This is a genomic window from Psychrobacter sp. NPDC078631, from assembly GCF_050268165.1.
In the GTDB taxonomy this organism is placed as follows: domain Bacteria; phylum Pseudomonadota; class Gammaproteobacteria; order Pseudomonadales; family Moraxellaceae; genus Psychrobacter.
In genome coordinates, this window is the sequence record NZ_JBNNGG010000003.1 from 56332 (window position 1) to 80854 (window position 24523).

At 43.5% G+C, this 24523-nt stretch carries 16 protein-coding genes; 12 read left to right on the top strand and 4 right to left on the bottom strand.

Annotated elements, in window-relative coordinates:
• Positions 1-34 precede the first annotated feature (34 nt).
• Complete coding sequence (locus ACQKCP_RS09025) at positions 35-1027, bottom strand: zinc-binding dehydrogenase (RefSeq protein WP_427612085.1); 993 nt, start codon at positions 1025-1027, stop codon at positions 35-37.
• A gap of 101 nt (positions 1028-1128) precedes the next feature.
• On the opposite strand from ACQKCP_RS09025, the gene ACQKCP_RS09030 reads away from it, so the two are divergent.
• Positions 1129-2016, top strand: coding sequence for a LysR substrate-binding domain-containing protein (locus tag ACQKCP_RS09030; protein ID WP_427612086.1), 888 nt, complete (start codon positions 1129-1131; stop codon positions 2014-2016).
• Positions 2013-2885, top strand: coding sequence for a hypothetical protein (locus tag ACQKCP_RS09035; RefSeq protein WP_427612087.1), 873 nt, complete (start codon positions 2013-2015; stop codon positions 2883-2885). Before ACQKCP_RS09030 ends, ACQKCP_RS09035 begins: the two co-directional genes overlap by 4 nt.
• Before the next feature lie 438 nt (positions 2886-3323).
• Here the strand turns inward: ACQKCP_RS09035 and ACQKCP_RS09040 are convergent, their stop codons facing one another.
• On the bottom strand, positions 3324-4196 hold the full coding sequence (locus ACQKCP_RS09040; RefSeq protein WP_427612088.1) for an alpha/beta fold hydrolase: 873 nt from the start codon (positions 4194-4196) through the stop codon (positions 3324-3326).
• 7 nt (positions 4197-4203) lie between these two features.
• On the bottom strand, positions 4204-4995 hold the full coding sequence (locus tag ACQKCP_RS09045) for a class II aldolase/adducin family protein (RefSeq protein ID WP_427612089.1): 792 nt from the start codon (positions 4993-4995) through the stop codon (positions 4204-4206).
• A gap of 85 nt (positions 4996-5080) precedes the next feature.
• Between ACQKCP_RS09045 and ACQKCP_RS09050 the strand changes: the two genes are divergently transcribed.
• From ACQKCP_RS09050 to ACQKCP_RS09095, 10 genes are all read left to right on the top strand, one after another.
• Positions 5081-5770, top strand: a complete 690-nt coding sequence (locus tag ACQKCP_RS09050) for a Crp/Fnr family transcriptional regulator (protein ID WP_427612090.1) — start codon at positions 5081-5083, stop codon at positions 5768-5770.
• Between the two features lie 141 nt (positions 5771-5911).
• Positions 5912-7630 carry a phosphoethanolamine transferase gene (locus ACQKCP_RS09055; protein WP_427612091.1) on the top strand — a complete coding sequence of 573 codons (1719 nt, stop codon included), beginning with the start codon at positions 5912-5914 and terminating at the stop codon, positions 7628-7630.
• A gap of 106 nt (positions 7631-7736) precedes the next feature.
• Positions 7737-8432, top strand: a complete 696-nt coding sequence (locus tag ACQKCP_RS09060) for a response regulator transcription factor (protein WP_427612092.1) — start codon at positions 7737-7739, stop codon at positions 8430-8432.
• Positions 8433-8559: 127 nt separating this feature from the next.
• On the top strand, positions 8560-9900 hold the full coding sequence (locus ACQKCP_RS09065) for a sensor histidine kinase (protein WP_427612093.1): 1341 nt from the start codon (positions 8560-8562) through the stop codon (positions 9898-9900).
• Positions 9901-10078: 178 nt separating this feature from the next.
• Positions 10079-10552, top strand: a complete 474-nt coding sequence (locus ACQKCP_RS09070) for a diacylglycerol kinase (RefSeq protein WP_427612094.1) — start codon at positions 10079-10081, stop codon at positions 10550-10552.
• A gap of 137 nt (positions 10553-10689) precedes the next feature.
• The gene (locus tag ACQKCP_RS09075) at positions 10690-11514 is read left to right on the top strand and encodes a PAP2 family lipid A phosphatase (RefSeq protein WP_427612095.1); all 825 of its coding nucleotides are present in this window, start codon (positions 10690-10692) and stop codon (positions 11512-11514) included.
• A 259-nt stretch (positions 11515-11773) separates the two neighbouring features.
• Entirely contained in the window at positions 11774-12388 is a 615-nt protein-coding gene (locus ACQKCP_RS09080) for a YceI family protein (RefSeq protein WP_427612096.1), read from the top strand.
• Between the two features lie 190 nt (positions 12389-12578).
• Entirely contained in the window at positions 12579-13883 is a 1305-nt protein-coding gene (locus ACQKCP_RS09085) for a c-type cytochrome (RefSeq protein ID WP_427612349.1), read from the top strand.
• Positions 13884-13977: 94 nt separating this feature from the next.
• A complete protein-coding gene (locus ACQKCP_RS09090; RefSeq protein WP_427612097.1) occupies positions 13978-15579 on the top strand; it encodes a flavin monoamine oxidase family protein in 1602 nt (533 codons plus the stop codon).
• 156 nt (positions 15580-15735) lie between these two features.
• The gene (locus ACQKCP_RS09095) at positions 15736-16362 is read left to right on the top strand and encodes a c-type cytochrome (RefSeq protein ID WP_427612350.1); all 627 of its coding nucleotides are present in this window, start codon (positions 15736-15738) and stop codon (positions 16360-16362) included.
• Positions 16363-16512: 150 nt separating this feature from the next.
• Here the strand turns inward: ACQKCP_RS09095 and ACQKCP_RS09100 are convergent.
• A partial coding sequence (locus ACQKCP_RS09100; RefSeq protein ID WP_427612098.1) for a beta strand repeat-containing protein occupies positions 16513-24523 on the bottom strand: 8011 nt, incomplete at its 5' end.

Below are 24523 nucleotides of genomic sequence, written 5' to 3' on the forward strand. Positions count from 1 at the left end.
CTGCTTACACAGCCTTTAGTTCAAGAAGAGAGAATTAACGCTCAATGACGATTTTGCCTGTAGCTAATCCTGACTCTAGACGAGAGTGAGCAGCTTTAACTCCATCCAAAGTGAAAGGGAAAACACTATCAATCAAAGGTTTAACTTGGCCTTTATCTACAAGCCCAGCAAGTCGGCGTAGGATGTCACCATGAGTTTCTCTATCCATGTTATGGATAATTGAAATCGCCATAAATACTAGATCTAATCTAAGAGCCTTAAAGTGCATTTCAGTTAAATTATAATCAGCATAACCAATTGTAGAGATAACATGCCCCTTCAGTTTGGCCGCGATTAGTGAGTTTTGTAGAACGGGCCCACCCACTGTATCAAATACCGTATCGAAGCCTTGACCATTGGTCAGTCGTTCAACATATTCCTTTGGTTCTTCTTTAGGAAATAGAACCGTTTCATCTGCACCCAATTGTTTTGCAATTTCTGCGCGTTCTTCATCTACAACAGTCGTTGTAACATGTGCACCTAGCGCTTTCGCAAGCTGTAGACCGATGTGGCCTACACCACCTGTACCACCATGAACTAAAACTTTATCGCTCGGCTGGATTTCAGCTCGACCAATAATTGCTTCCCAAGCGGTAATTGCTACTAAAGGCAAGCTAGCCGCTTCACCAAAGCTAAGCGTTTTAGGTTTGTGTGCTAATAATACAGCGTCAGCTTCAACCTTATCAGCTAGAGTACCTGGAATGCCAACAATACCACCGACACAACCATACACTTCATCACCAACTTTGAAGTTAGTTACACCTTCACCTACTTCACTGATTACGCCCGATACATCCATGTGAAGAATTGCTGGATAAGTCATACCAGCAGTGCCTTCACTGCCTTGACGAATTTTCGTATCAACAGGATTCACACTTGTCGCTTTTACATCAATTACGACATGACCACGCTTTGGTTTTGGCGCATCAACTTCGATTTCATGTAAAACATCAACGTCACCATGACCATTAATAGCTATTGCCTTCATAATATTTTCCTCTTTGTTATTGACGAAAGTGATAGTATCAATATAATTAGAGCTTAAAAACATATAAGTAGTTGAATGATTCGTTCCAAAAGGTTGATAATGTGATTAATTCTATCGAAGAGCTAAAGATTTTTAGTACGATTTTTGAATTAAAATCTATACGTAAGGCAGCTGATGCTCACAGTTTAACTTCCGCGGCTGTAAGTAAAAGATTAATAGCATTAGAAAATAGACTAAGTTCTAAGCTGTTTTACAGAACAACTAGAACTCTCAGCCCAACACACACTGGAGAAAAGCTATACAACCATACTCAAAAACTTTTAAGCATGACAGAAGAGATTGAACATGACCTAGACCCAACAAATACATTAAAAGGAAAAATAAAAATAACGGCGTCGGCCTCATTCACACAAAGTTTCTTATTGTCAGTAATCAGTGGGTTTTTAGAAAAGTATCCGCAGATAAATATTGAAATTATATCTTCAGATAGCCTTGTTGATTTAACTGAGCAAGGTATTGATTTAGCGATTAGACATGGGCCATCTAGAGACTCATCATTAGTAGGCCAAAAACTTCTAGATTCAAAAAGACTTTTATGTGCCTCACCAGACTACTTAATCCGACACGGTACACCAAAATCACCGGTAGATCTGAGGCGACATAAAATATTAACTGTTGGTCAAGAAAGTAATTGGCATTTCATAAAGGGAGGTGAGCGAACAACGATAAAGTTGACTCCTATTTTCTCATCAACTTTGGGAGATAGCGTTTTGGGTATGGCTGAGTCAGGTCATGGGATTGCATTACTATCCGACTGGCATATTAGAAATAGTGTTTTAAATGGGCAGCTGAAAATCGTTTTAGACGACTGGGAAAGTGATCCATCAATTTCTATAAACCTCCTATACCCATCGAGGAAAAATCAATCAATGGTAGTAAAGAGCTTTATTAATTATTTGAAAATGAGGCTTGCAGATAGCTCTCTTTGAAACGCTCATACTTGCCTATCAGTCAACCTAAAGGCCCTTCTACCTTAGATATTGCAGAGTTAAAATGCGAGGGGATGAGCATAGAAGATATCGAGGCATTACCAGCTATGTATGCAAACGCAGCCATGATTGCTAAAAATGCAGGTTTTGGTGGTGTTCAAATACATGCAGGACATGGGTTTCTTCTAAGTCAGTTTTTATCTCCGTTGTTCAATCGCCGCACCGATGGATACGATGGATCCATAGAAGGAAGATTCCGTGTCGTATATGAGGTGATAGAAGCCGTTAGAGAGATGGTAGGCGATGCATTCCCCATTGGTATTAAGATAAACTCAACCGATCAATTAGAAGGTGGCCTAACAGAAGAGGATGCTATGGGAATGATTGGTATCATTGATCAGACTTCTATCGATCTGATTGATATCAGCGGTGGCACTTATTTTCCAGGAGCGCCTGCAAGCTCAGACAGCAGCTCTGGTAGTGGGCCTTACTTCGTTAGTTTTGCACAACGTGCAAAACAGATAACCACTATTTCTATTATGGCGACAGGCGGTTTTAAAACGCGTCAGCAAGCTATTGATGCTATTGCGAGTGGCGCGGTCGATATGGTCAGTATAGGTCGTGGTATGGCATTAAATCCAAATCTAGCCAATGACTGGTTAAATATTGAATGTGGTGACTCAAAGTTTCCAAGATTCGATACTAACCCTCCAGGCGGCGTCACTGCTTGGTATTACATGCGACTAACAGCATTAGCAGAAGATAATAAGGATGCCTTCGATTTAGATCTAGAATCTGCTATGAGTATTTATGATGCAAGAGATGAGGCTCGTTGCGATGAATGGCGTCAAGTATTTGGCGATGTTTAGAGTATACCCCAACGAAACCAGTTATTTCACTCTTAAAACCTATTAACAGACCATCTAAAACAGACCGCTATAATGGAACCACTTATAACAGCTTTTAAGAATAGTTATATCTGTTAGACTTTACTCGATTACTTTATATGCTCATAATAAACTTAAAAGATAGTCTCTTATAACACGCTCCAAAACCTCAAGTTTTTCAAAATACCTTTTCATCAAGTCATCAGTATCTTGTAGCACTATGTATATAGGCCATTTAATGATAATTAGCCATTTGTTAGTGATCATTTTATCAAAAACCTTTTGCACAGCTTTGTGACTACGCTCACGGATATTAGTCTCATTTAGAATGATGCATTTTTTTGAGAGTTAAAGGATGATAAGAGAATAACAAACGCAGAGCACCATTTGATGCCTTGCGTTCATTAGATTGAACTGTATTTACAAAATACTGCGTCTAAATTGCAGATAGGCCGCTGTGATCGCCGCGGCATCTTCTATCTGCGGATAGTGACCTAGCATAGGCATAGTCGTTATATTAGCATTGGGTATCAGCTGACGATAACGATCAATCATATGCTGACCTGAGATAGGATCTTTGGCACCTGCGATCAATTTCACCGGTACAGTACTGTCGATAATCGCACCTACCCATCGCTCGCGGTACTGCTGACGTTGGGGCATATAGTTAATCAGCTTATGCATCACGCCCAATCCATCATTGTGACTTAACAGCTGCCATAGCGTGTCTATCACCTCTACTGTGGGCTGCGTGTCGGGGCCAAATATCCGTTGTAAGCTGCCCGCAAATTTCTCCTTATTAATCAGCTTTGATACCAGAGGGCCTAATGGCGATAGCAGTAGCTTCTGTACCAAGATAGGTTTGTGCGTCTCAGGAAACAGACCACCGTTTAAAAAGCATACGCTAGCAATGTGTCGCTCAGCGCTCCCTTCGACTTGTCTGGCTAGCAGTTCCTGAGCCACCGTATCACCATAGTCATGCGCTAATATATGATAATCATTGACGCCCAGTTTTTGCAAAACAGCTTGATAAATATCTGCCTGCTCACTGATTAGATAGCGCGCGTTTTTGGGTTTATCTGATAATCCAAACCCTAGCATATCGAGTGTGATGACATAATAGTGCTCGGTTAGCGCATCCCACATGCCCTCCCAGTCCCAACTGGCACTAGGATAACCGTGAATCAATAGCAATGCAGGCGCACTCTTATCCCCTGCATACCGAGTAAAGATTTGATGCCCATGAATTGATTCATATTGCCCCTGCCGTTGCCACTCATCAAGAGTTATCATTAGAGACTTACTCCTCAAATGATGGGTCAGTGCGGCGCAGTTTTCTTAGTAACGCAGGCCATGCGATATCGCCATTCGCCCCACGTGTGACTTGCTCTGATGCAGCTTGGATACCGGCCAATATTTGTGCTGGTATCGGCGTCAATGCACCACCCCCACTCTGCGCTTTGATTTGAATTTCACACGCTCTTTGCATGATATACATGTATAAGAACGCATTGGCAACCGTATCGGCACAGGTGAGCAGACCATGGTTACGCAAAATCATAAAGTGAGCATCGCCTAAATCAGCAACCAAACGAACCTTTTCTTCAAGGTTTAATGCGACGCCTTCGTAGTCGTGGTATGCCAAGTTAGATAGCGGAAATAATGACTGTTGCGAGATAGGTAGCAGGCCTTTTTCTTGCGCTGAGACAGCCACCCCATCATTTGTGTGCAGATGGATAACGCAATGAGCATCATCACGAGCTTCGTGCACCGCACTATGAATGATAAATCCAGCTGGATTTACGTCAAACTCTGATGGTGATACTTTCTCGCCTTCTTTATTGACCTTGACTAGACTAGATGCGGTAATCTCTTCAAATAACATCCCGTACGGATTGATTAAAAACTCATCTTCAGTACCTGGTACGCGCGCAGAGATGTGAGTGAATACCAAATCATCCCAGCCATAAGAGGCAATCATTCGATAACAGGCGGCAAGATTTACGCGCATCTGCCACTCTTGTTCGCTGATATTATGGTGTACACTCGAGGTTGAATCGGTCGATGTCGCGGTTTGCATAGTTGTTTGCATGGTGTATTCCTTTACTGTGTTAGATATCCTGAATGATTACTTTACACCATTTCATAAAACCAAATCTGTCAAAAACATTACACTTATGAATATCAATCATTATTTAAATAACGACCCATGGTTTAGTCAATTGCCAGCCATTGTGCAGCCGCTACTGGCAGGCGATGCGGTGCTAAAGGTATACCAAAAAGGCCAAATGATTCATGCCATCGGTGATAACGATGATGCGGCGCTACACTTTGTCGTGTCGGGTACGATTAGAGTCTGTAACGTGAGCGCTAGTGGCCATGCCATGACACTGGCGCATCTATCTAGTGGTGAGTGGTTTGGTGAAATATCTATCATAGATGATAATCCTCGCACCCATGATGCGTGGACGACTAATAAAGTAACGCTCATCTCAATCCCAAGAAATCTAGTCATTCAGACAGCGCAGTTGCATCCGATTTTATACAAGCACCTCGCGCTTATAACCTGCGAGCGAATCCGCCGAGCATTTGAATGGATTGATGATGCTACCTCACTCAATACCTCAGCGCGATTGGCTAGCATGCTGATTGGACTGATCGATACTTATGGACAGCAAATAGGAGACGACATCAAAATAGATCTGCGCTTATCGCAAGAAGAGCTGGGCTTTATGCTTGGTACCACCAGACAAACCATCAATAAAATTATTCAATCATGGCAAAAACAAGGCCTTATCGATATGCACTATGGTTTTATCACTATAAAGAACAAACCCCAGTTGATGGCAATGATGAATCCTGCCTGACTTGAATATATAAAGCCATCTCAACAACTCACACAACATCTAACTTATGATAGTTAGCATCAATCGCCTTAACATCTTCTTAACAGACCACTTGCTATGGTAAGAAATGACGTTTCCTACCATCTGTTGAGAAGTATCTGTATGTCCATACCTCAAGTCATCAAGACCAATGTGCTAAAAATCAAAGCACCTGACGCCAACGCAAAGACTAGCTACCTTAGTAAGCTCTATAATCGTGAGATAAATCTCAGTTATCTTATTTTCATTGTGGCTTTATATTTGGTAGCGACTGCAAATATTGGGTTTTTTGAGCAGGTGCTAAATGTCTATCCATTTAGCAAAAACATCGGATTTATCCTGTCTATTACAGGCTTGTTATTCGGACTGATGTGGTTGGTATTGCAACTGCTTTGCTATCGCCCAATTGCCAAACCAGTATTGATTGCGCTACTAATCACTGCCGCCGTCTGTGGTTATTTTACCGATGCTTATGGGACGATATTTGACACCAACATGCTGATCAACAGTCTGGAGACCGATCAAGCAGAGGCGATGGGATTGTTTGCCCCTAGCATGGTCATTCGGGTGCTGATATTAGGCGTGTTGCCAGCATTTATCATTAGCAAAATTCGTCTGAAACGCTCTACGTGGCAGCGAGGCATACTACAAAAAACAGCCACGTTGATATTGTCTATCGCGCTAATTGCCGTTTGTATTTTGCCGTTTGGTGATCAGTACGCCAGCTTCTTTCGTCAGCATAAACAAGTTCGCTCTTATGCCAACCCGATCACGCCTATTTACTCTACGATCAAACTTGGCGAAAACTATATCGATGAGCTACGCCGTCCTGATACTTTCACGCTACATGCGACAGACGCGAAACGCGTGGCACCTGCTAATAGTGTGGATGGCAGCGGCAAACCTAAACTGATGGTGTTTGTGGTTGGGGAAACGGCTCGCGCAGATCACTTCGGTTTGAACGGCTATACACGCAACACCACACCGCTGCTCTCAAAGCAGACGGACCTTTATAGCTTTAAAGATGCCGTCTCCTGCGGCACCTCTACGGCCTACTCCGTACCCTGCATGTTCAGCTATGCGAATCGAGTAGACTACGATATCGATACCGCCAAGTATAATGAGAACGTACTAGATACGCTCAGCAAGCAAGGGATCAATGTCGTTTGGCGGGACAACAACTCTAGCTCAAAAGGCGTGGCTGATCGCGTTACTTTTGAAGACTACAAAACAGCTGACACAAACCCCAACTGTGATGTCGAATGCCGAGATATCGGTATGCTTGATGGGTTTGATGCACTTGTAAAGTCAGGCAGCTCACAGAAAGAGATGGCTAAAGACACGCTCATTCTGATGCATCAAATGGGCAATCATGGTCCCGCTTATTACCAGCGCTACCCTAAAAAATTTGAAAAATATAACCCTGTCTGCATGACCAATGAGCTGTCTAAATGTGATGCTCAGTCTGTGATAAATGGCTACGATAATGCGATTCGTTATACCGATTATTTTTTGAGTAATGTGATTGATACGCTAAAGCCTTATGAGCAAGATTATGATGTGGTAATGGTATATATTAGTGATCATGGGGAGAGTTTGGGTGAAAATAATATCTACCTGCACGGCTTGCCCTATAAGTTCGCACCAGATGCCCAAAAACACGTGCCTACGATAGTTTGGTCGCCCAATAGTAATAGTATCGATACTGAAAGTCTTTCTAGTATGGTCAATGAGCCTGTGTCGCACGATTTCATTACGCCAACATTGCTTAGCTTTTTTGGTATTACGACCGATGAAGTCAAAGGTGAAGCAACCCTTTTCAAACTGTCCCATTCTAATTGAGTGGTTAAAAGTGAGTTATTCCAAATAATTTATTAAAACAGCTCTCTACATTCGTTTTTATATTACTCAGTTCTTTTAGGTAACCACTATTTTTTAGGTCAGCATCATGTACAAGATACTCGTCATTGAAGACAACCCCGATATCGTGGCCAATATTTATGCTTTCTTTGAGCCAAAAGGGTTTGAATTGGACAACGCGCACAACGGCTATAGCGGGCTAACGCTCGCCTCAAACAATCGTTATGATGTGATACTACTCGATGTGATGCTGCCAGGTATGGATGGCACGCAGCTGTGCAAAAAACTCAGAGAAGAGTTGCATGATAAAACGCCCGTGCTAATGCTCACGGCTCGCGATACAATCTTGGATAAAGTCGCTGGGTTTGATAGCGGCGCTGATGATTATTTGGTTAAGCCGTTTTCGTTGGTTGAGTTGGAGTGCCGTATCAAAGCGCTCATACGTCGCACCGAGGACGATCATTTTGCCCACAGTATTGCTGTCGGAGCGTTGTCCTTAAACAATAGTGAGCATACCATTATGCGCGACGGACAATCACTAAAGCTCACCCCTACTGGCTTTAAAATATTGCACATCCTAATGAGTGCAGCACCTAGAGTCGTCAGTAAAACTGAGATTGAAGAAAAAGTGTGGGGACTAGATATACCGAGTAGTGATGCACTGCGCACCCATATGCATAGTGTGCGCGCACAGGTTGATAAGCCATTTGACACACCCATGATAGTCACAGTACCTGGCGTGGGCTACCAAATTGTTGTCCCTAATAAATCAGCAAGCGCGTAGTTATCATTACAGTATGGATTGAATAAACCTTATCCAATTTACTAACTGACTGACCGTACCATATTTCTCGCTCTATTATATATAGCCCTGTTATATATCGCCTTATTCTATTAGGTTGTCCTACGCCATGCTCAATATAGACTCGATAGCCAATAAGTTCAGACTGTCTTACTTCATATTCGCGTTATTACTGTGCGCAGCTTTTGTCAGTATTTTCTTGTACGCAGAGAGCCGAATAGAGCAAGATTTGGTCAAGGCTCGCCTATTGCAGCAGCTAGAGCTTAGTCAAGAAAAATACGGTGACCAGCCTATTTATGTCGCTGACCCAGGTATCAAGATTTATCGCTATGATAAAGCACCTGCTAGTTTGCAAGCGATAGCCAATGACACGGTGCAAGAGACTTCTGTCACTGTTAATAAGGCCTCTGGAGCAGGTCATGCCAACCTGCATCTTTTTGCCTATACCCAAGACGGTCAAACCTATATTTTGACTTACCTAGAAAACACAGAAATGGTAATGGAAAATTATCCAGTCTTGGCGATATTTGAACACCTAGAAGACATATTTGCAGATACGCTAAAAGTAGCCGTGATTTTAAGCTTACTTATCGCCGCTATCTTTTCTCAGTTATCTTCCAAACAGATCATCAAGCCTTTATTAGATTTGAAACGAGCCGTCGAGACTGACCATCATAACTTAAGCGACTTGACACACTTGCCATCTGAGGTTGGTGTCTTGGCACGGGCTATCGATGAGAAAAACCATAAGTTAGAGCAATATCTCAAGCGCGAGCAACTATTTACTGGTGATGTCAGCCACGAGCTGCGTACGCCGTTGACTATTATCATGGGGGCTTCCGAGGTATTGGCCTCGCAATTAGATGCTGACAGCCACTTAAACGAGTTTACCAACCGTATCAGTACCACGGCAAAAGAAACTTCTGAGATTATCACTGCCCTGCTCCTACTATCGCGCGCGCCTGAAAAGTTAGACGCGCCGCAAACCTCTATCAACAGTATCGCCTTAGCGGAAATGCAGCGCCTAAAATACTTACTGCGGTATAAGTCTGTCACTTGTCAGGTAATTGCTGAGCAGGAATACAGCGCTTACGTACGGCCCGAACTACTAAAAATGGCATTGGGTAACCTCATAAAAAATGCATTTCAATATACCGATGATGGCGAAGTAGCCATTAATATCGATGACGAAAAAATCACAGTGACTGATACTGGCTTAGGTATTCCTGAGGCGATGATGCCTTTACTCTATGAACGGTTTGAGCGATTAGAGTCTCAGTATAAAGACGAGCAAACAATTCTGTTGTCAGAGCATGATACAAAACATAAGGTTGAAGGGTCAGGTCTAGGACTCAGTATCGTCCAGCGTATCATGTCACATATGGGCTGGCAGCTCACTCACCAAGCCAATCGCTCAGGTGGCAGTACCTTTAGTATTTATTATAAATAACCTCGTGATAGCTCAAAGACATATTCATTTCCTAATAATAATTGCTGATTGGGAAACGACAAATTTAAACACCCATTATGCTTTATTCTCATCCCTCTATATCCTCTTAACGTTTTCTTAACCTCTCCCGTCTTATACTCAGGCTATCTTAATTTTAATAGACCATTAAGAATGTCCTATGAAGCAAATCACTCATACCAACCTTATAGAGCCGTTAGCCGAGCATAGTTCTGTCAACCAAACAGCACATGATAGTGCACTTGCAGCTGACAGCTTCGCAAGTCATGCCAAAGGCAAAACAGGAATTTACCGCATTATAAAAGCCACTGGTTACTCTCTAGACGGCTTTAAGGCCGCATATAAATTTGAAGCGGCTTTTAGACAAGTGGTGTGGCTCAATCTTGTACTGCTAGCTGCTGTCATCGTTATGCCTTTTGCGCTTGGTATAAAAATGATGCTAGTCGTCGCTTCTTTTTTATCTTTGATTGTTGAGCTAATCAACACAGGTATCGAAGCCTGCGTTGACCATACTTCGACCGCCAAGCACCCACTCGCAAAAATCGCAAAAGATGTCGGCTCTGCGGCTCAGTTCTTAGTGTTAAGTTTGTTAATGGTCTTATGGGTAATGGCATTATCTGCTCTATTTTATTAGAGTCTGCTCTATTTTATTAAAGCATGCCGAGCACTCGCTTAACAGCGGAACGCGCTGCTAGCGCTATCTTAGGTAAACCATAAAAGAAGGTCGTATTAGGATCTATCAACATCGCATATACGGTATTAGGTGTAGTCATGACTTCAGAAAACAACGCAATGACTTGGAACTGGCTAAAACTACTGTGCGTGACCATCATGGCCACCTTAGTTTTTGAGCATAGCCAATTAGATGTACGCATCAGTGAGCTTTTTTATAACAATGGTCACTGGCTGCTTGAAAAAGGCGCGCAGCCTTATGCATTTATCTTTTATGATTTACCCAAAGCATTATTGATTCTATTGGCTGTCTACCTTATAGCGGTTTTAATCATCAAGTATAGACAGTCAAGGCTTAATGCTACTGCACCAAACCGCTATAAGCTCAATCGCAGTAAGCTCAATCATAATAAGCTTGATAAATTTCTGCTTCCTTTACCTATACGCGAGATTAGCTACCTACTGATTATATTGGCGATTGTACCTGCTACTATTGCCACGCTCAAAGGCGTCACCCATGTTGGTTGCCCAAATGACTTGGTTATTTTTAATGGGGATTTGCCCTACCTCAATCTTTGGCAAAACATCGTAGCAGCAACGCCTGCCAGATGCTTCCCAGCGGCTCACGCCAGCGCAGGGTTTTCTTTATATGGACTGGCTTTTTTACCGACACTAAGAAAACACCGCTACCAGATAGTCATATCAGTAACTATTTTGGGCTGGACAATGGGACTGTATAAGATGCTATTTGGTGATCATTTCTTTAGCCATACATTGGTCTCAATGCTGCTGTCATTAACGATAGCCTGTGCGCTCGCAGCCCTATTTTTTAAACAATCGATTAAAAATAAAGCATACAGCACCAACGATGATAAAGGACATACTGGTCTTAGCTTGTCTAACATTGAGCACTCTAATACTTAAAGTTGGCACTTAGGTTCAGTACTTATGCATCAGTACTTAGCTTCAATAATTAGGTATCAGTACTCATTTATCAGTACTTTGAATGGACGTTCGGGCATGACAGAGTTGTTCGTTATCTCTTTACTAAAATAGCACTACTAAGTATTTGAAAAACCCTGTATAAATAATAAACAATCACTGGCTTGTTGTTAAGCAAACGCACGGATAGCGCTTGTGAATAAGCTCCTCTATATCAATAGTCGGTAAAGGAATGTAGCCTATGCGCTTGTTGTCTACTAGGCCAAAACCATCGCATATCTATTCTTTTCTGACCATTCCATTATTATTTGTAGGTGCTGCAAATAGCAGTCAAGCTGCCAGTTACGCTATTAATCCTGCCAGCACTCATATTCGATTTGCTATCGAACGCTTTAAGAGTTCAGCCACGACTGGTGGTTTTTATAATATCAAAGGTCAATTGCAATACGATCCAAACTTAAGATCAGGTGTTATCTCATTAATCATACCGATAAACTCCTTAAATACGGGCAACCCTTCTTTTAATAATAGTCTAACGGGGCCTGAATTTTTTGATATGCAGAGGTTTCCTTCAGCGCATTTTGAATCGACAAAATGGCATTTTAATCAAGATAAAAAAAGCCCTCAAGTCACTCGGGTAGATGGACAATTGACACTGCATGGCGAGACCCACCCAATTAGCTTAACCGCGACTAAATTTGATTGTTATCTAAACACGAGCATCAGAAAGGATGTTTGCGGTGGCGAGTTCACTGCTACGATTAATCGCACAAAATGGAATATCAATAAATTCGCTTGGTTCGGACTGACCAAAAACCTTGACTTAAGTATCAAGGTCGAAGCCGCCAGACAGTAGTATTTTTAATGTTTCGCCATTGTCTGAATGGATACTGGTAGTGATTTGCAGAAAGCTTAAAAAGGAATTAGACATGATTCATCGGTATTATAAGAGTATTGCGAAACCACTTTCTGCCGTCATGCCAGCATTGTCATTTTCTTCGATAATAACACTGACATTGGGATTCAGCTTAGTGTCTACCGTCGTGATGGCAGGCACGGTCAGCCTGCCAATGGAAAATCTGACCAGTCAAATAACCCTATCAAATGTCAGCCCAGCCAATAGTGCGCTTGCCAATCGCGGGGCTTACGTGGCTCGTACCGCCGACTGTATGGCTTGCCACCGTGATGACTATAGTGGCGGCGTACCAATTGAGACGCCCATTGGCAATATCTACTCAACCAATATCACACCATCGACGCGCTATGGCATCGGCAACTATACTGAATCTGACTTCAAAAAGGCTTTGCAAAAAGGTCGTGCACCCAACCATCAGCTTTATCCTGCGATGCCTTACCCGTCTTATCATGGCATGACAGATGAGGATATCAGCGCCTTGTTCGCGTACTTTCAGACCGTTCCTATCGTAGACAAACCACCTGAAAAAACCACTCATCTGCCTTTCCCATTAAATATTCGTAGCTTAATGCTGGCATGGAATGTCATCAATGTGCCCTCTACTGAAAATCGTTCAGGGCTAACTGAAACTCAGCAGCGCGGTGAATATTTGGTCAATAACTTAGAGCACTGTGGTACCTGTCATACACCGCGCAACTTAACTCAAGGTCTTGATAAAGACCGCTATTTATCCGGCGCACCACTTGGTAAATGGTTTGCACCGAATATTACGCCTGACAACGACACAGGTATCGGCCTTTGGAGCGAAATGGATATCGTAAATTATCTACGTACAGGCACGCTTGATAAGCGCGCTTACGCGGGCGGGCCAATGGCAGAAGCCGTGGCACACAGTACGCGTTATCTCACTGATGAAGACCTGATAGCGATGGCTGACTACTTAAAAGTCGTCCCAGCCATTAAGACCGATGATTATCTGATACCAGTCAATGTCTCTCGCCTACCGCAACCAGTCAGTAACTTGATTACTTACGACTTACTTGAGCAAAAAGACTATCTGGCACATGCCAAAACCAATACTGTCAGCAGTGCCAACAATAGCGGTCTGAACAGCAACACGCCAAAAGAGTTGTATCTGACACATTGCGCTAGCTGTCATGGCGTCGACGGTTACGCCCAGCCCGATGCACGCTACGCCTCCATCGTTGGTTTGAGTAGTATTCGCCGCGTAAAACCTGATGCACTCATTGGCGTGATTGCCTTTGGCGCAAAGGGTGCGTTCAATACAGCACCAAAGATGCCCGGCTTTTCAGAAGATTTAAGTCCTACACAGATTGCTGATATTACTAACTACGTACGAGTTAAATTTGGTGGTCTACCAAGTAGCGATGTCAGCGCGGCGGATGTCACGCGCGTGATAAAAGAGAAAAGCTAGCCCTAAGAATTGGCATTAAAACCAACTATAAGAAATGTGCCCTAATCTTCGCCTTTTATCATATGGCAAAGACCAGCACGATAAGGATAATCCTATGAATGACCTGCTCCAATCCCCTACGCGTCGGCAACTGCTCTCCATGATAGGCAAGACCGCAGGCGCGACTGCCATGTATCAAGCGATGACCACGTTGGGGTTCGCATCCGAGTCGAGCTTTAAAGAAGAAATGAATCTGAAAGGCGCACCGGCTGACGCTAGTATCGTGATATTGGGTGCAGGGTTGGGCGGTCTGACTGCCGCCTATGAGCTACGCAAAGCAGGCTACAAAGTGACCGTGCTTGAGTACCAAAACCGTGGCGGTGGCCGCAGCTGGACACTGAACAGTGGTGACAAATATACTGAGCTTGGCGGTGCTGAGGTCACTTGCGACTTCGAAAAAGGCAATTACTTCAATGGCGGACCATGGCGACTGCCCATCCACCACTACGCGGTCTTTCATTACTGCAAAAAGTTCGGTGTGGCATTGCAGCCTTTTATCCAGACCAATGATCGCGCTTATCTGCATCGTACCAATCACTTCGATGGTGCGCCGCAGCGCTTGGGCGAAGTACAAAGCGATATTCGTGGCTATGTGTCAGAACTGCTGTCCAAAGCCGTGAATAAAGGCAGTCTCGATAGCACAGTTGATAAAGAGGACAAAGAAAAATTACTCGAAGGTCTCAAGGGCTGGGGCGTGCTAGATAACAACTATCGCTACGTCAAAAGCCATGAAACTGGTAAGCATCGTGGCTATAGTGTATATCCCGGTGGTGGTCTGATGCCTGAGGCCAAACCATCAACACCCATACCGATGGACAAATTATTAGACTCAGGTATGTGGTCGGATATTTATAGCAACTATACCGTGCATGTGCATCAACCAACGATGTTTCAGCCTGTCGGCGGTATGGGGAAAATCGGTGATGCGTTCACACGTGAATGTCGAGATATGATTACGTTCAATGCCAAAGTCACCAAAATCAATCAAGACGAAACTGGGGTTACCGTTGACTATGTCGATAGTAATAGCCCTGACGGTACAGCCAAAACAGTGCGCGCAGATTGGTGTATTTGTAATATTCCCTTATCCATATTGACTCAGGTTGATATCAACGTCTCCGCGCCAATGAAACAAGCGATGGCAGCCGTCCCTTATGACAGCTCGTATAAAGTAGGTTTGGAGTTCAAACGGCGGTTTTGGGAAGAAGACGAATGGATCTATGGCGGCATCACCTATACCGACATGCCCATCTCGCAAATCTCCTACCCGTCACAAGATATGTTTAGCTCAGGCTCAGGTGTGTTGCTTGGTGCTTATGGATTTGGGGAAGCCTCATACAAGTTTAACTCATTGACACCTAAAGAACGTATCAATGCCGCGCTCGCCTATGGCAAACAGATTCATCCGCAATATACCAAAGAGTTCCGCTCAGGCACGTCTGTCGCATGGCACCGTATCCCTTGGTCGCTTGGTTGTTATGGTATCTGGAGCGAATCCAGTCGTAAGCAGTATTACAATACGCTTTGCGAAATTGATCATCGTATCGTACTGGCAGGTGAGCACTGCTCACATATTCCCGCATGGCAAGAAGGCGCTATATTATCTGGCATGGATGCCGCCAAACGCTTGCATCAAAAAGCCAAAAAGCTTGGATAGCTAAAGCTAACTTTTGAGTAATGAGCTTTGAATAACCAGTCTGCCGTTCAAGCAAGGATGATAACAATGAGACTAAGCACATTAGGAACAATTATGAACGTAGTGACAGCAAACCCAATGAGATCATCTAGCTCACTCAGATCGAGCAAAGCAATAATGACGCTCATGGTTGGTGGGTCGATAGCGTTAATAACGTTATCAGGCTGTAGTCAGAATAGAACCAAAAACGCAGCTACTATTGCTAGCCAGCAAACAGCTCCCATGATATTCGACAACAATTTTGATAATCAAGCCAGTCGCAATCAGGGCGCATGGGGCGGCGTATATATGTCCAAAGCAGAATTGACTGAACCCACCAGCAATATTGTCGATGTGCGCTCAATACCAAACATGAGTGAAGATGCCAGCATGCAGCAGTGGCTCACTAAATTTGAAGGAAGCATACAAGGTAAGACAGGATTTTTTACCACTAATGGTAAAAAACTCTACGATGACTCTTGTGCAGGTTGTCATATGCAAAAAGGTGAAGGCGCACAAGGCGCTGGCTACTACCCTCCGCTAGCCAATAACAGCAAGATGCAATCAAAGTATTATATTATTAGTGTCGTTATCAATGGCATGCGCGGTATGCCATCATTCCACCGCATGATGAGCGATGAGCGAATAGCAGCTGTCACACAATACGTGCATAGCGATCTCAATAGCTTTACGGATACGGTCACGACGGATAATGTCGCACAATTGCGCCATGATTTTCCACCAGGGTCAGACCCTAGTGAGTGAGTTTACAAGAATCGCTATTAATAGAGTCAATATAACTTTACATACCAAAATACATCTAGAAAAAGCCATAATGTGAATGCAAAAAAACGCCACTGGATTCAATCCAGTGGCGTTTTATGAAAAATCAAAATCTGTACTAGGTGAATAAACCTATAGGATAGTAGTATTCACATCAGTCTGAATCAACAGATCATGGTTACCATTGGTATCAGAGAAGCTATACACATTATAGTTGATACCGTCTTGAGTGGTAGTACCGCTATTTGTCCAACCTGTCGCAGTAAGACTCACGCTATCATCACTGTCACCATTGATAATCAGGTCCTTATCGGTCATGACCGTATCATTAATGATATCAAGCACATCACTGGTCGACAGATTGGTAAGTGACTGAGCACCATTACCCGTCATATCGATAACCTCAATACTTTCAAACTTAGATGAATCGAAAGTGCCAAAGTTAATTGTGGTATTTTCTTCATTAATGAGTAACGTATCAATACCGTCGCCACCATTAATAACTAAGTCAGCAGCATCAAACACTATCGTGTCGTTACCAGTTCCACCATTTATCGTATCGGCACCAGTACCGCCATCTATCGTATCGTCATCGGCACCACCACTAATCGTGTCATTACCCGCTCCACCACTAATCGTATCGTTGCCTGCTCCACCGTTGATAATATCCTTACCTGCATTACCGATCAAAGTATCATTTCCAGCATCGCCATTAAAGGTGTCATTACCACTACCACCTATAAAGGTATCATTACCAGCACCACCAGAGTATTTAAGCGCAGAGGTTTGGTTCACTGAAATCAGTTCATCATCAGCATCAGTACCATTGAACACCAAGGTCGGTTTTACATCAATACTGATCTTGCCTACTTCTGTAGTAAAGGTACTATTTTCATTCGCAGTTTCAACTGTTTGCAATTTGATATCCAAATCCCCAATATAAGAGGTCGCTGATTTCACACGCAAGCTATTTAAACTTTCAACTGGAACACCCGATATGACATAAAATCCTGGCTCTGTTCCACTAGGCGCCGTCCATTTTACATCAAGCGCAGTGCCATCACTGGTCGTGAGTTCTAGTACATCACCATACAGATTAGTACCAGATACGATAATACTGACCGTTTCACTACCATCCACATCTACCATGGCAGCATTCAGGTTCAGTGAGGCCCATTGTCCTTGTGAACCTAATAAAGTCGATGGATTAAATACAACTTCATCCGCGATAGGTGTCACATCTAGATCTATAACAAGTGGGTCACTGGCCATACCGCTATTGTTAATCACTGTCATCTCAATATCTTCAACGACACCACTAACATTTTCCGGAGGTGCAATAAAGATGTTGTTTGTCTCACCTGCGGCACCACTATTAACATTTATCAATTTACTGGTATCGATTGACCATGAGTTGTTACCATTGCCATCTGAGTCACCATTATTGCTGGCCAATACCACGACACCAGATTTATTAGTGTAATACACCAAATAACCATTAGGGACTTCATCAAACGTAATCGCAGCAGCCGTGTCATTTTCATCAACGACATTTATCTTGTAGTCTATCGCAATCTTGGTATCTTCATCACCAGTAGCCTTTGCTACTACATCATCATAAGCAATGGACAGATTATCAGGCTGCGCCGCTACTGCTATATCGTAGCTGTGCTCATAGGTTAATGTTCCACTATCATGACCACTGATATTACTGACCTCTGTATGCGTTGTATAGACTTTGACGACAGCTGCACCGTCTTCGTTGGCAGCAGGAGTATAGTTGACCGTAATACTATCAGCAGGGTTTATACCATCGATAGTAGGGTCTGTGTCTGCGACATCCACAACATAATAAGTGCCAGCTGGGATACCTCCTACCTGACCATCTACTAAAGTCACAGGGATCAGTGGTGTTCCATTACTATCAGTTAATACACCCGTGGTTCCCTGATCCTTGGTTAAACCTGACTCATCAAGTTGTAAATAAAGCTTGCCGTCGATAATAGAAACGTAATCACCGTCCGCACTATTAGTCAAGTTGATATTGATAGCCACAGTCGTATCTTCATTAGTAGCGAGTACGGTAGTTTCAAGATTGTTGTCAAAGAGGTCTGTGACAGGTTTTATTTCGACACTGACATCAATATCTTTGCTGGTTTCTAGCCCTACATTGTTTAGTGCTGTAAATTCCACACCAAAATTCAGATTTTGACTGATGTCTGAATTATCGTTGGTACTGAAATCTTCAGGTGGTGTCAACGTCACAGCAGCGAGCGCTTCATTAGGTGTTAGACCATTGGCGTTGTCAACACTGACCAGCCATATCCCACCAATCTGTTGCACAGTAACCGCAGAATTGGTACTGTTCAACAGGACGCCGTCTGGTAAATCCGTTAATGAGAAAGTGTAAGAGCTGACGGTGCTCGCTGTGCCCGTCTTTAATTCTGCATTTATCATATCAGACAACTTAAAAGCGCCATCTTCTGTCTGAGACAGTGGCGGTTTAGTCGCAAGTGTTGCAATCAAATCAGGATTGTCCGGATTTGCACCTGTGCCATCTCTCGATAAATTGATAATAAAGGTATCAGATACACGTGCTTCACTACCGTTTAAGCCTTCACCGTTAATATCTTGGGTAATACCAGTAACGGTAACTGGGATATTACCTGTAGGAGTATCGGCGGTATTTGGATCACGGGTGAATACAAGCGTATAAGTTGATGCGGTATCAGTGATCGCTGTATCTGGTACATCCACATACCATGTACCACCTGATAAGATGCCACCCTCTACGATAATACCAGCAGGCACATCTGTTATTTCCAAGCGCGTAAATGACTCTGAGTCATCTTGATCATCTGATGACAATGAAACAATCACACTGGCACTATTGTTATCATTAGCACTACTAATAACGATGGTGTTGTCAGTTACATCTAATTCAATATTAGGCGCATCCGTCACTGCTTGGAAAGTAACATTGATATTGGCACTGCCCGTTTGCGATGTGCTACTAATAGTCGAATCATCCGTTAACGACGCTGTATCGGTATACGTATAATCAAAAGGTATCGTGACATCATCATCACTGTGACGCTTGTCGTCATCGTACATCACCTCGATAACTTGATCTGGCGTAAACGTCAAAGATGGCGGTGGATTAGTAGTTAAGTCAATCTCGACATTATCGACACGTAAGATGATATCTTTAGCCAGCAGGTCAGCTACTGATAGCGTGACACTTTCAAGCGCTTCTTGACCTGTAGTTAGAACACCCTGATCTGTCGTCGTAAAGGCCGATTTAAAGTCAATGGTCGCCCATGTATCTTCGACTGCTAGCACTTGCGGATTATTCATAGTGCCATCAGCGGCATCAGGCGTCACTACAAGCGATACGGTTTGGGTATCGTGCGTGGCGCTATTACCAGAGACCGTTTCGGTCGTGGTGCCTGTAATAGTGAAATCTACTTCACCAGCAAAGTTATCAGGAGTGACCAGTTGCGCGCTACCATCTTGTAGCGCTTCTAAAGACACAGACCAACTACGAGACTCACCACTACCGCCTAAGAACACGGCACCTGTGATATCAAACCCAATCGGCACGCCTGTTACTTTATAAGTAACTTGCTCTGCTGCGGGAACATCGCCATCATACGGCGTAATCGCAGAAGCATCAGAGAAAAATCCTGATAATGGGATAAGGTTACTATCATCATCTAGATCATTTTCTGCGATGGTATAAGTGTAGGTTTTACCATCGACAGTAGCGGTTTTCAACTCATCATTTAAGATAAGATCGGCTTGACCGACTACAGTAATAGGCAAGTTCAGCACTGAACTAGCAGTACCTTCATTACCATTTTCTACACTTACTGCAGATACTTTAAGGTTGACCGTACCACTATAGTTTTCGGCAGGTACAAAGTATAAATTATCTACCGCATTGGTATAATCTGATATTGTCACCGACCCACCGCTAATGGTTAGCTGGGTTATAGCTCCATCATCATTAACGTATAGCTGTGCACCGGCCGGTATATCGGTGATGGTCACATTATAAACTTCAGAGCCATCATCATCACGCGAGCTTGGGCGAATATTTAGCTTAATGCCATTAATCGGATCAACCGTTGCTGTTGCACTACCATCACGTTCATTCTTACCAACGATTGCTTGGTCTTCAAGACCTGTCGCAGGATCCACGCCCAATGTCGTGATATCAGCAACTCCTTCGACAGTAAAGGTCAGATAACTCTCACCGCTGGTCGCTGTCACGCTACTATTAGTATCTTCATCATAATCGATAGTAACGGCTTCTACTTTCACTGCTGTGCTTGAGCCAGCATCAAGATTAAAGTCACTATAGTCTGCTGGCGGAGTGACAGTGACTGTATCAAGATAAGCTGCTGGAATATCCACACCGCTACCGCTATCAGTCAGACTAATATCCTGTGTACCATCGTTATAGGTAAAGACTGCACCTTCAGTCGCGGTAAACACATCATTACTGTCTCTGCTACCAAAGGTTAAATGCGCATAGGTTTCTTCAGAATCATTAGCATCAGTGGTATGGCTTTCTTCGCCAAAATTAGTCGTATCGTCTGGGTTAAACCAACCAGCACTTAAATCAAAGCCACCTTGATTGAGAGCAAATGCAGTATCCTCTGATGCCGTTATCGTTCCATAGTCATGACTTGGATTGATGGTAACACCAGTATCAGCCGTTTCAGCCACTGGCGTAACGGTTACTTTTTGGGTTAATTCCGCTGTACCTGTAACTGCTGTACCAGTAGTATCATCAGGATCTGATGTGGTCACAGTAAAGGTAAAGTTAGCGTCGGTTGAAGACTGTGCTGGTGGGGTGAGCGTAATCTGACTTAAGTTAGGTGAACCAGTCATATCAATAGTTACGATACCACCAGCTTCTGTTGCTGTACCAGTAGTATCTGTAAATGTCCAACCTGCTGGCAGTTCAAACTGAATTTGAGTGATAGTTTCTGCACCAGCACCATCTTGAGTATCCAATACGGTAAAGCCAAACTCATCGAGCGTAATGGTATTGTCTTCAGTAGTGCTAACATTATTAGCAGTCACTTGACCCGCAACTGCATCAACGGTCAGATTAACATTAACGGTATCGATCTCTACTGGCAAAATAGTACCAGTAGAGTCAGCATCATTGTCTTGGGTATATAACGATACGGTAATGCCATTCATATCTTGTGAGTTGAACTCGTTGGTTTGAATACGAATCTTGGGTTCTGAGCCACCATTAACCAATAAATCAGCGTCTGTCAATCCAGCATCAATACCGATTAACACTTTACCATCTATACCAGCAGTAAATGTCTGTACAGCACCACCACCCGCAGGTGTAAACTCAATCACAGTGCCTTCAACAAGGTTGTTAATCACAAATCCATAGGTTTCTGTACTGCTATTGCCTGTCGACACCAAATCACCAAATGCGGTAGTGATTGGTAGGTCAATATACTCTCCTTCTTCAGCACTAACAGTATAAGTACTACCAGACACAACCCCTGTATCACCCACCACAGCGGTATAGCCAAAGGTACTGACATCATCGCCAGTGCCATTATTGTTACTGCTATCTGTTACTGCTTGTACATCCACTTTAATGGTTGTGGTAGACGTTGCTCCTGACACTCCTGATATTCTAGTACCTGTACTATCGACCTCATACTCTGTCACAGCCATAACAATAGATATATTGGCAGCACTGTCTGTAGGCGGGGTTAGCGTCATCGCTTCAAAATCAGCCGTAGTCATGGTAATGGTTGGTGTACCAGGGCTGCTAATGACATTAGCATCACTAAGCAAAATAGTGATATTACCGCCTGATGCAGTAATACTACTGCTGCCATAGTTCAAAGTAACACCAGCAGGAACGTTCATTAAGGTAATCAAGCCAATACGCTCTGAGCTGTCATCTGTATTATTGGTCAGATCAGTGCTATCTGAAATAATTGGTGGTGTTAACCCTAGGGCCACAGTTGTGTCTTCATTGGTCGTTACTGAAACACTAGACAGCGTAGGCCTATCTGAAACTGGAGTAACAGTAATATCAAGCGTCTCAGAGCCCGCAGATCGGTCGGCATCACCAACTGATAAGCCATTTGATACATTAGCGGTAATGGTAGGCACAGTGCCACTATAATTTGACGTTGGCACGAAGGTATAGCTACCATCACTGTTGACTGTAAGCTGGCCTATTGTGTTTCCATCTATCGTAACTGCCGTTGCAGAACTAGTACCTGCTGTGACTGAAATAGTTGTGCCATTAACCTCATAACTCTCTACAATCAGTGTTTCTCCAACGTCAGGATCATTCGTATCATTATCAAAAATATTACCCGTTAAGGTGACGTCTTCATTAACCGTTTTGATATCATCGACAAGCGCAATACCGTCCCCAGTACCCGTGATGGTCACTTCGACATAACGGATTTCACTAGCACTAAGCTCGTTACCATCAGCAGCTGCAGTTACTCCTTCATTATCATCAACTTGTACGGCATAACGAATAGTGATGGTTTCGCCAGCAGGTATAAAATCAATCGCATTGGACGCGGCTGTAATATCCCAAGTGCCAGTATTCTTATCAGTTTGGTTGATTGAGAATAGTTTGTCTATTGCTAATTTTTGCTCATCAGTTAAAGAGATTAAAGCGCTATTACCTGTGAAGTCATATGTATTTGAACCTTCAACATAGCCAACATAGTCAACATCGCCAAGATAGTTTAAAGTTAAAGCATCATTACTATCTGTATCAGCAAAATTGATGGTGCCTGTTCGAGTAATAGGAGTATCATCAGTCTGCTCTGTTATGGCCACTGTTTCGATGACGCCAGCAACGTTGGTGATAGTTGGTTGGTCATTGGTGCCCGTAATAGTAATGGTGAGCGTGGTGCTACTTTCATCGCCATCAGCATCGGTAATGGTGTAATTAAAGGTTTCGATTAATTCTTCACCTTTGGCGAGAGACTGTACGTTCGCCGCCGTATTATCAACCTCGTAAGTATAGGTGCCATCAGCATTTAGCTGTAACGTGCCATAGGTGCCTGTTGTATTACTACCTACACCCATAGCTGTTCCTGCTACTGCGGTTACGGTGGTTGCATCAGCGCCTAGTGTGTCGGCTTCTGATACGTTTGGCGTACCTGTAATGACATTTCCTGTTGCCGTGATTTTGTCCGATATAGGGTCTACACCTACATCTTCAGTGATGGCGTTGGTGTCTGCCTTGGCAGTCGGTGCGGTATCGATAATTTGAATATCGAGTGTCTCGGTTTTTGTGCCGCCAAGGGTATCAGTTAGTATTACATTAAACTGATCAATCACTGAACCAACGCTATGATCCTCTGCATTACCGTTTTCTGTATATTCGTAGGTCAGCTTACCTGTTGTTGCGTTATAACCAGTGATTACAAGCTCGCCTAAACTAGTATTAATAGTGACCGATGTAGTCGTAGCATTTGTAACGTCTTGACCACCAACAGTCAGTGCTGTCACACTTTGTGGGTTGGTGATGTTAATGGTGCCAGTGATTATAGCGCCTGTACCTTCGGTTACGCTGTTATCGGCTGGTGTCACTGCTACATCTTCGTTTACGATTTCAATAGTTGGCGCAACGTCATCATTTAAGATGGTGCCAGTGCCACTGTCATTACCAATGGTCAAGGTAGTGGTTTCATCATTCTCAAGGATATTGTCATCTGACGTTGGATAAGTGACGGTAAAGTCGGTGACCCCAGCTGGTACAGTGATGGTGCCAGTTGATGAGTCATAAGTGACGCCCTTACTAAAGACGATGTCAGCAGGGGTATTGCTGTAGTCATTTCCCGCTTCAGCAGGATTGGTGCTGCCGTTTGACAAGTCAAAGTCGTAAGTAACATCGGCTTCTGTAACACCATTAACGGTGACGGTATGAACCAAATCACCGCCTTCTGTGATTGATGCATCATCTACCGTAACGGTCGGCTTGTCACCATCGGTGATGCTGCCGTCAGTTGTATCACCATTGTCTTCATCCGAAATCGTACCAGTGGCACTACCCTCTGTCGGGCTGACGCTAGCAACGTTGGCATCGGTACTGATGTCTAATACTAGGTCTTCGCTGTTC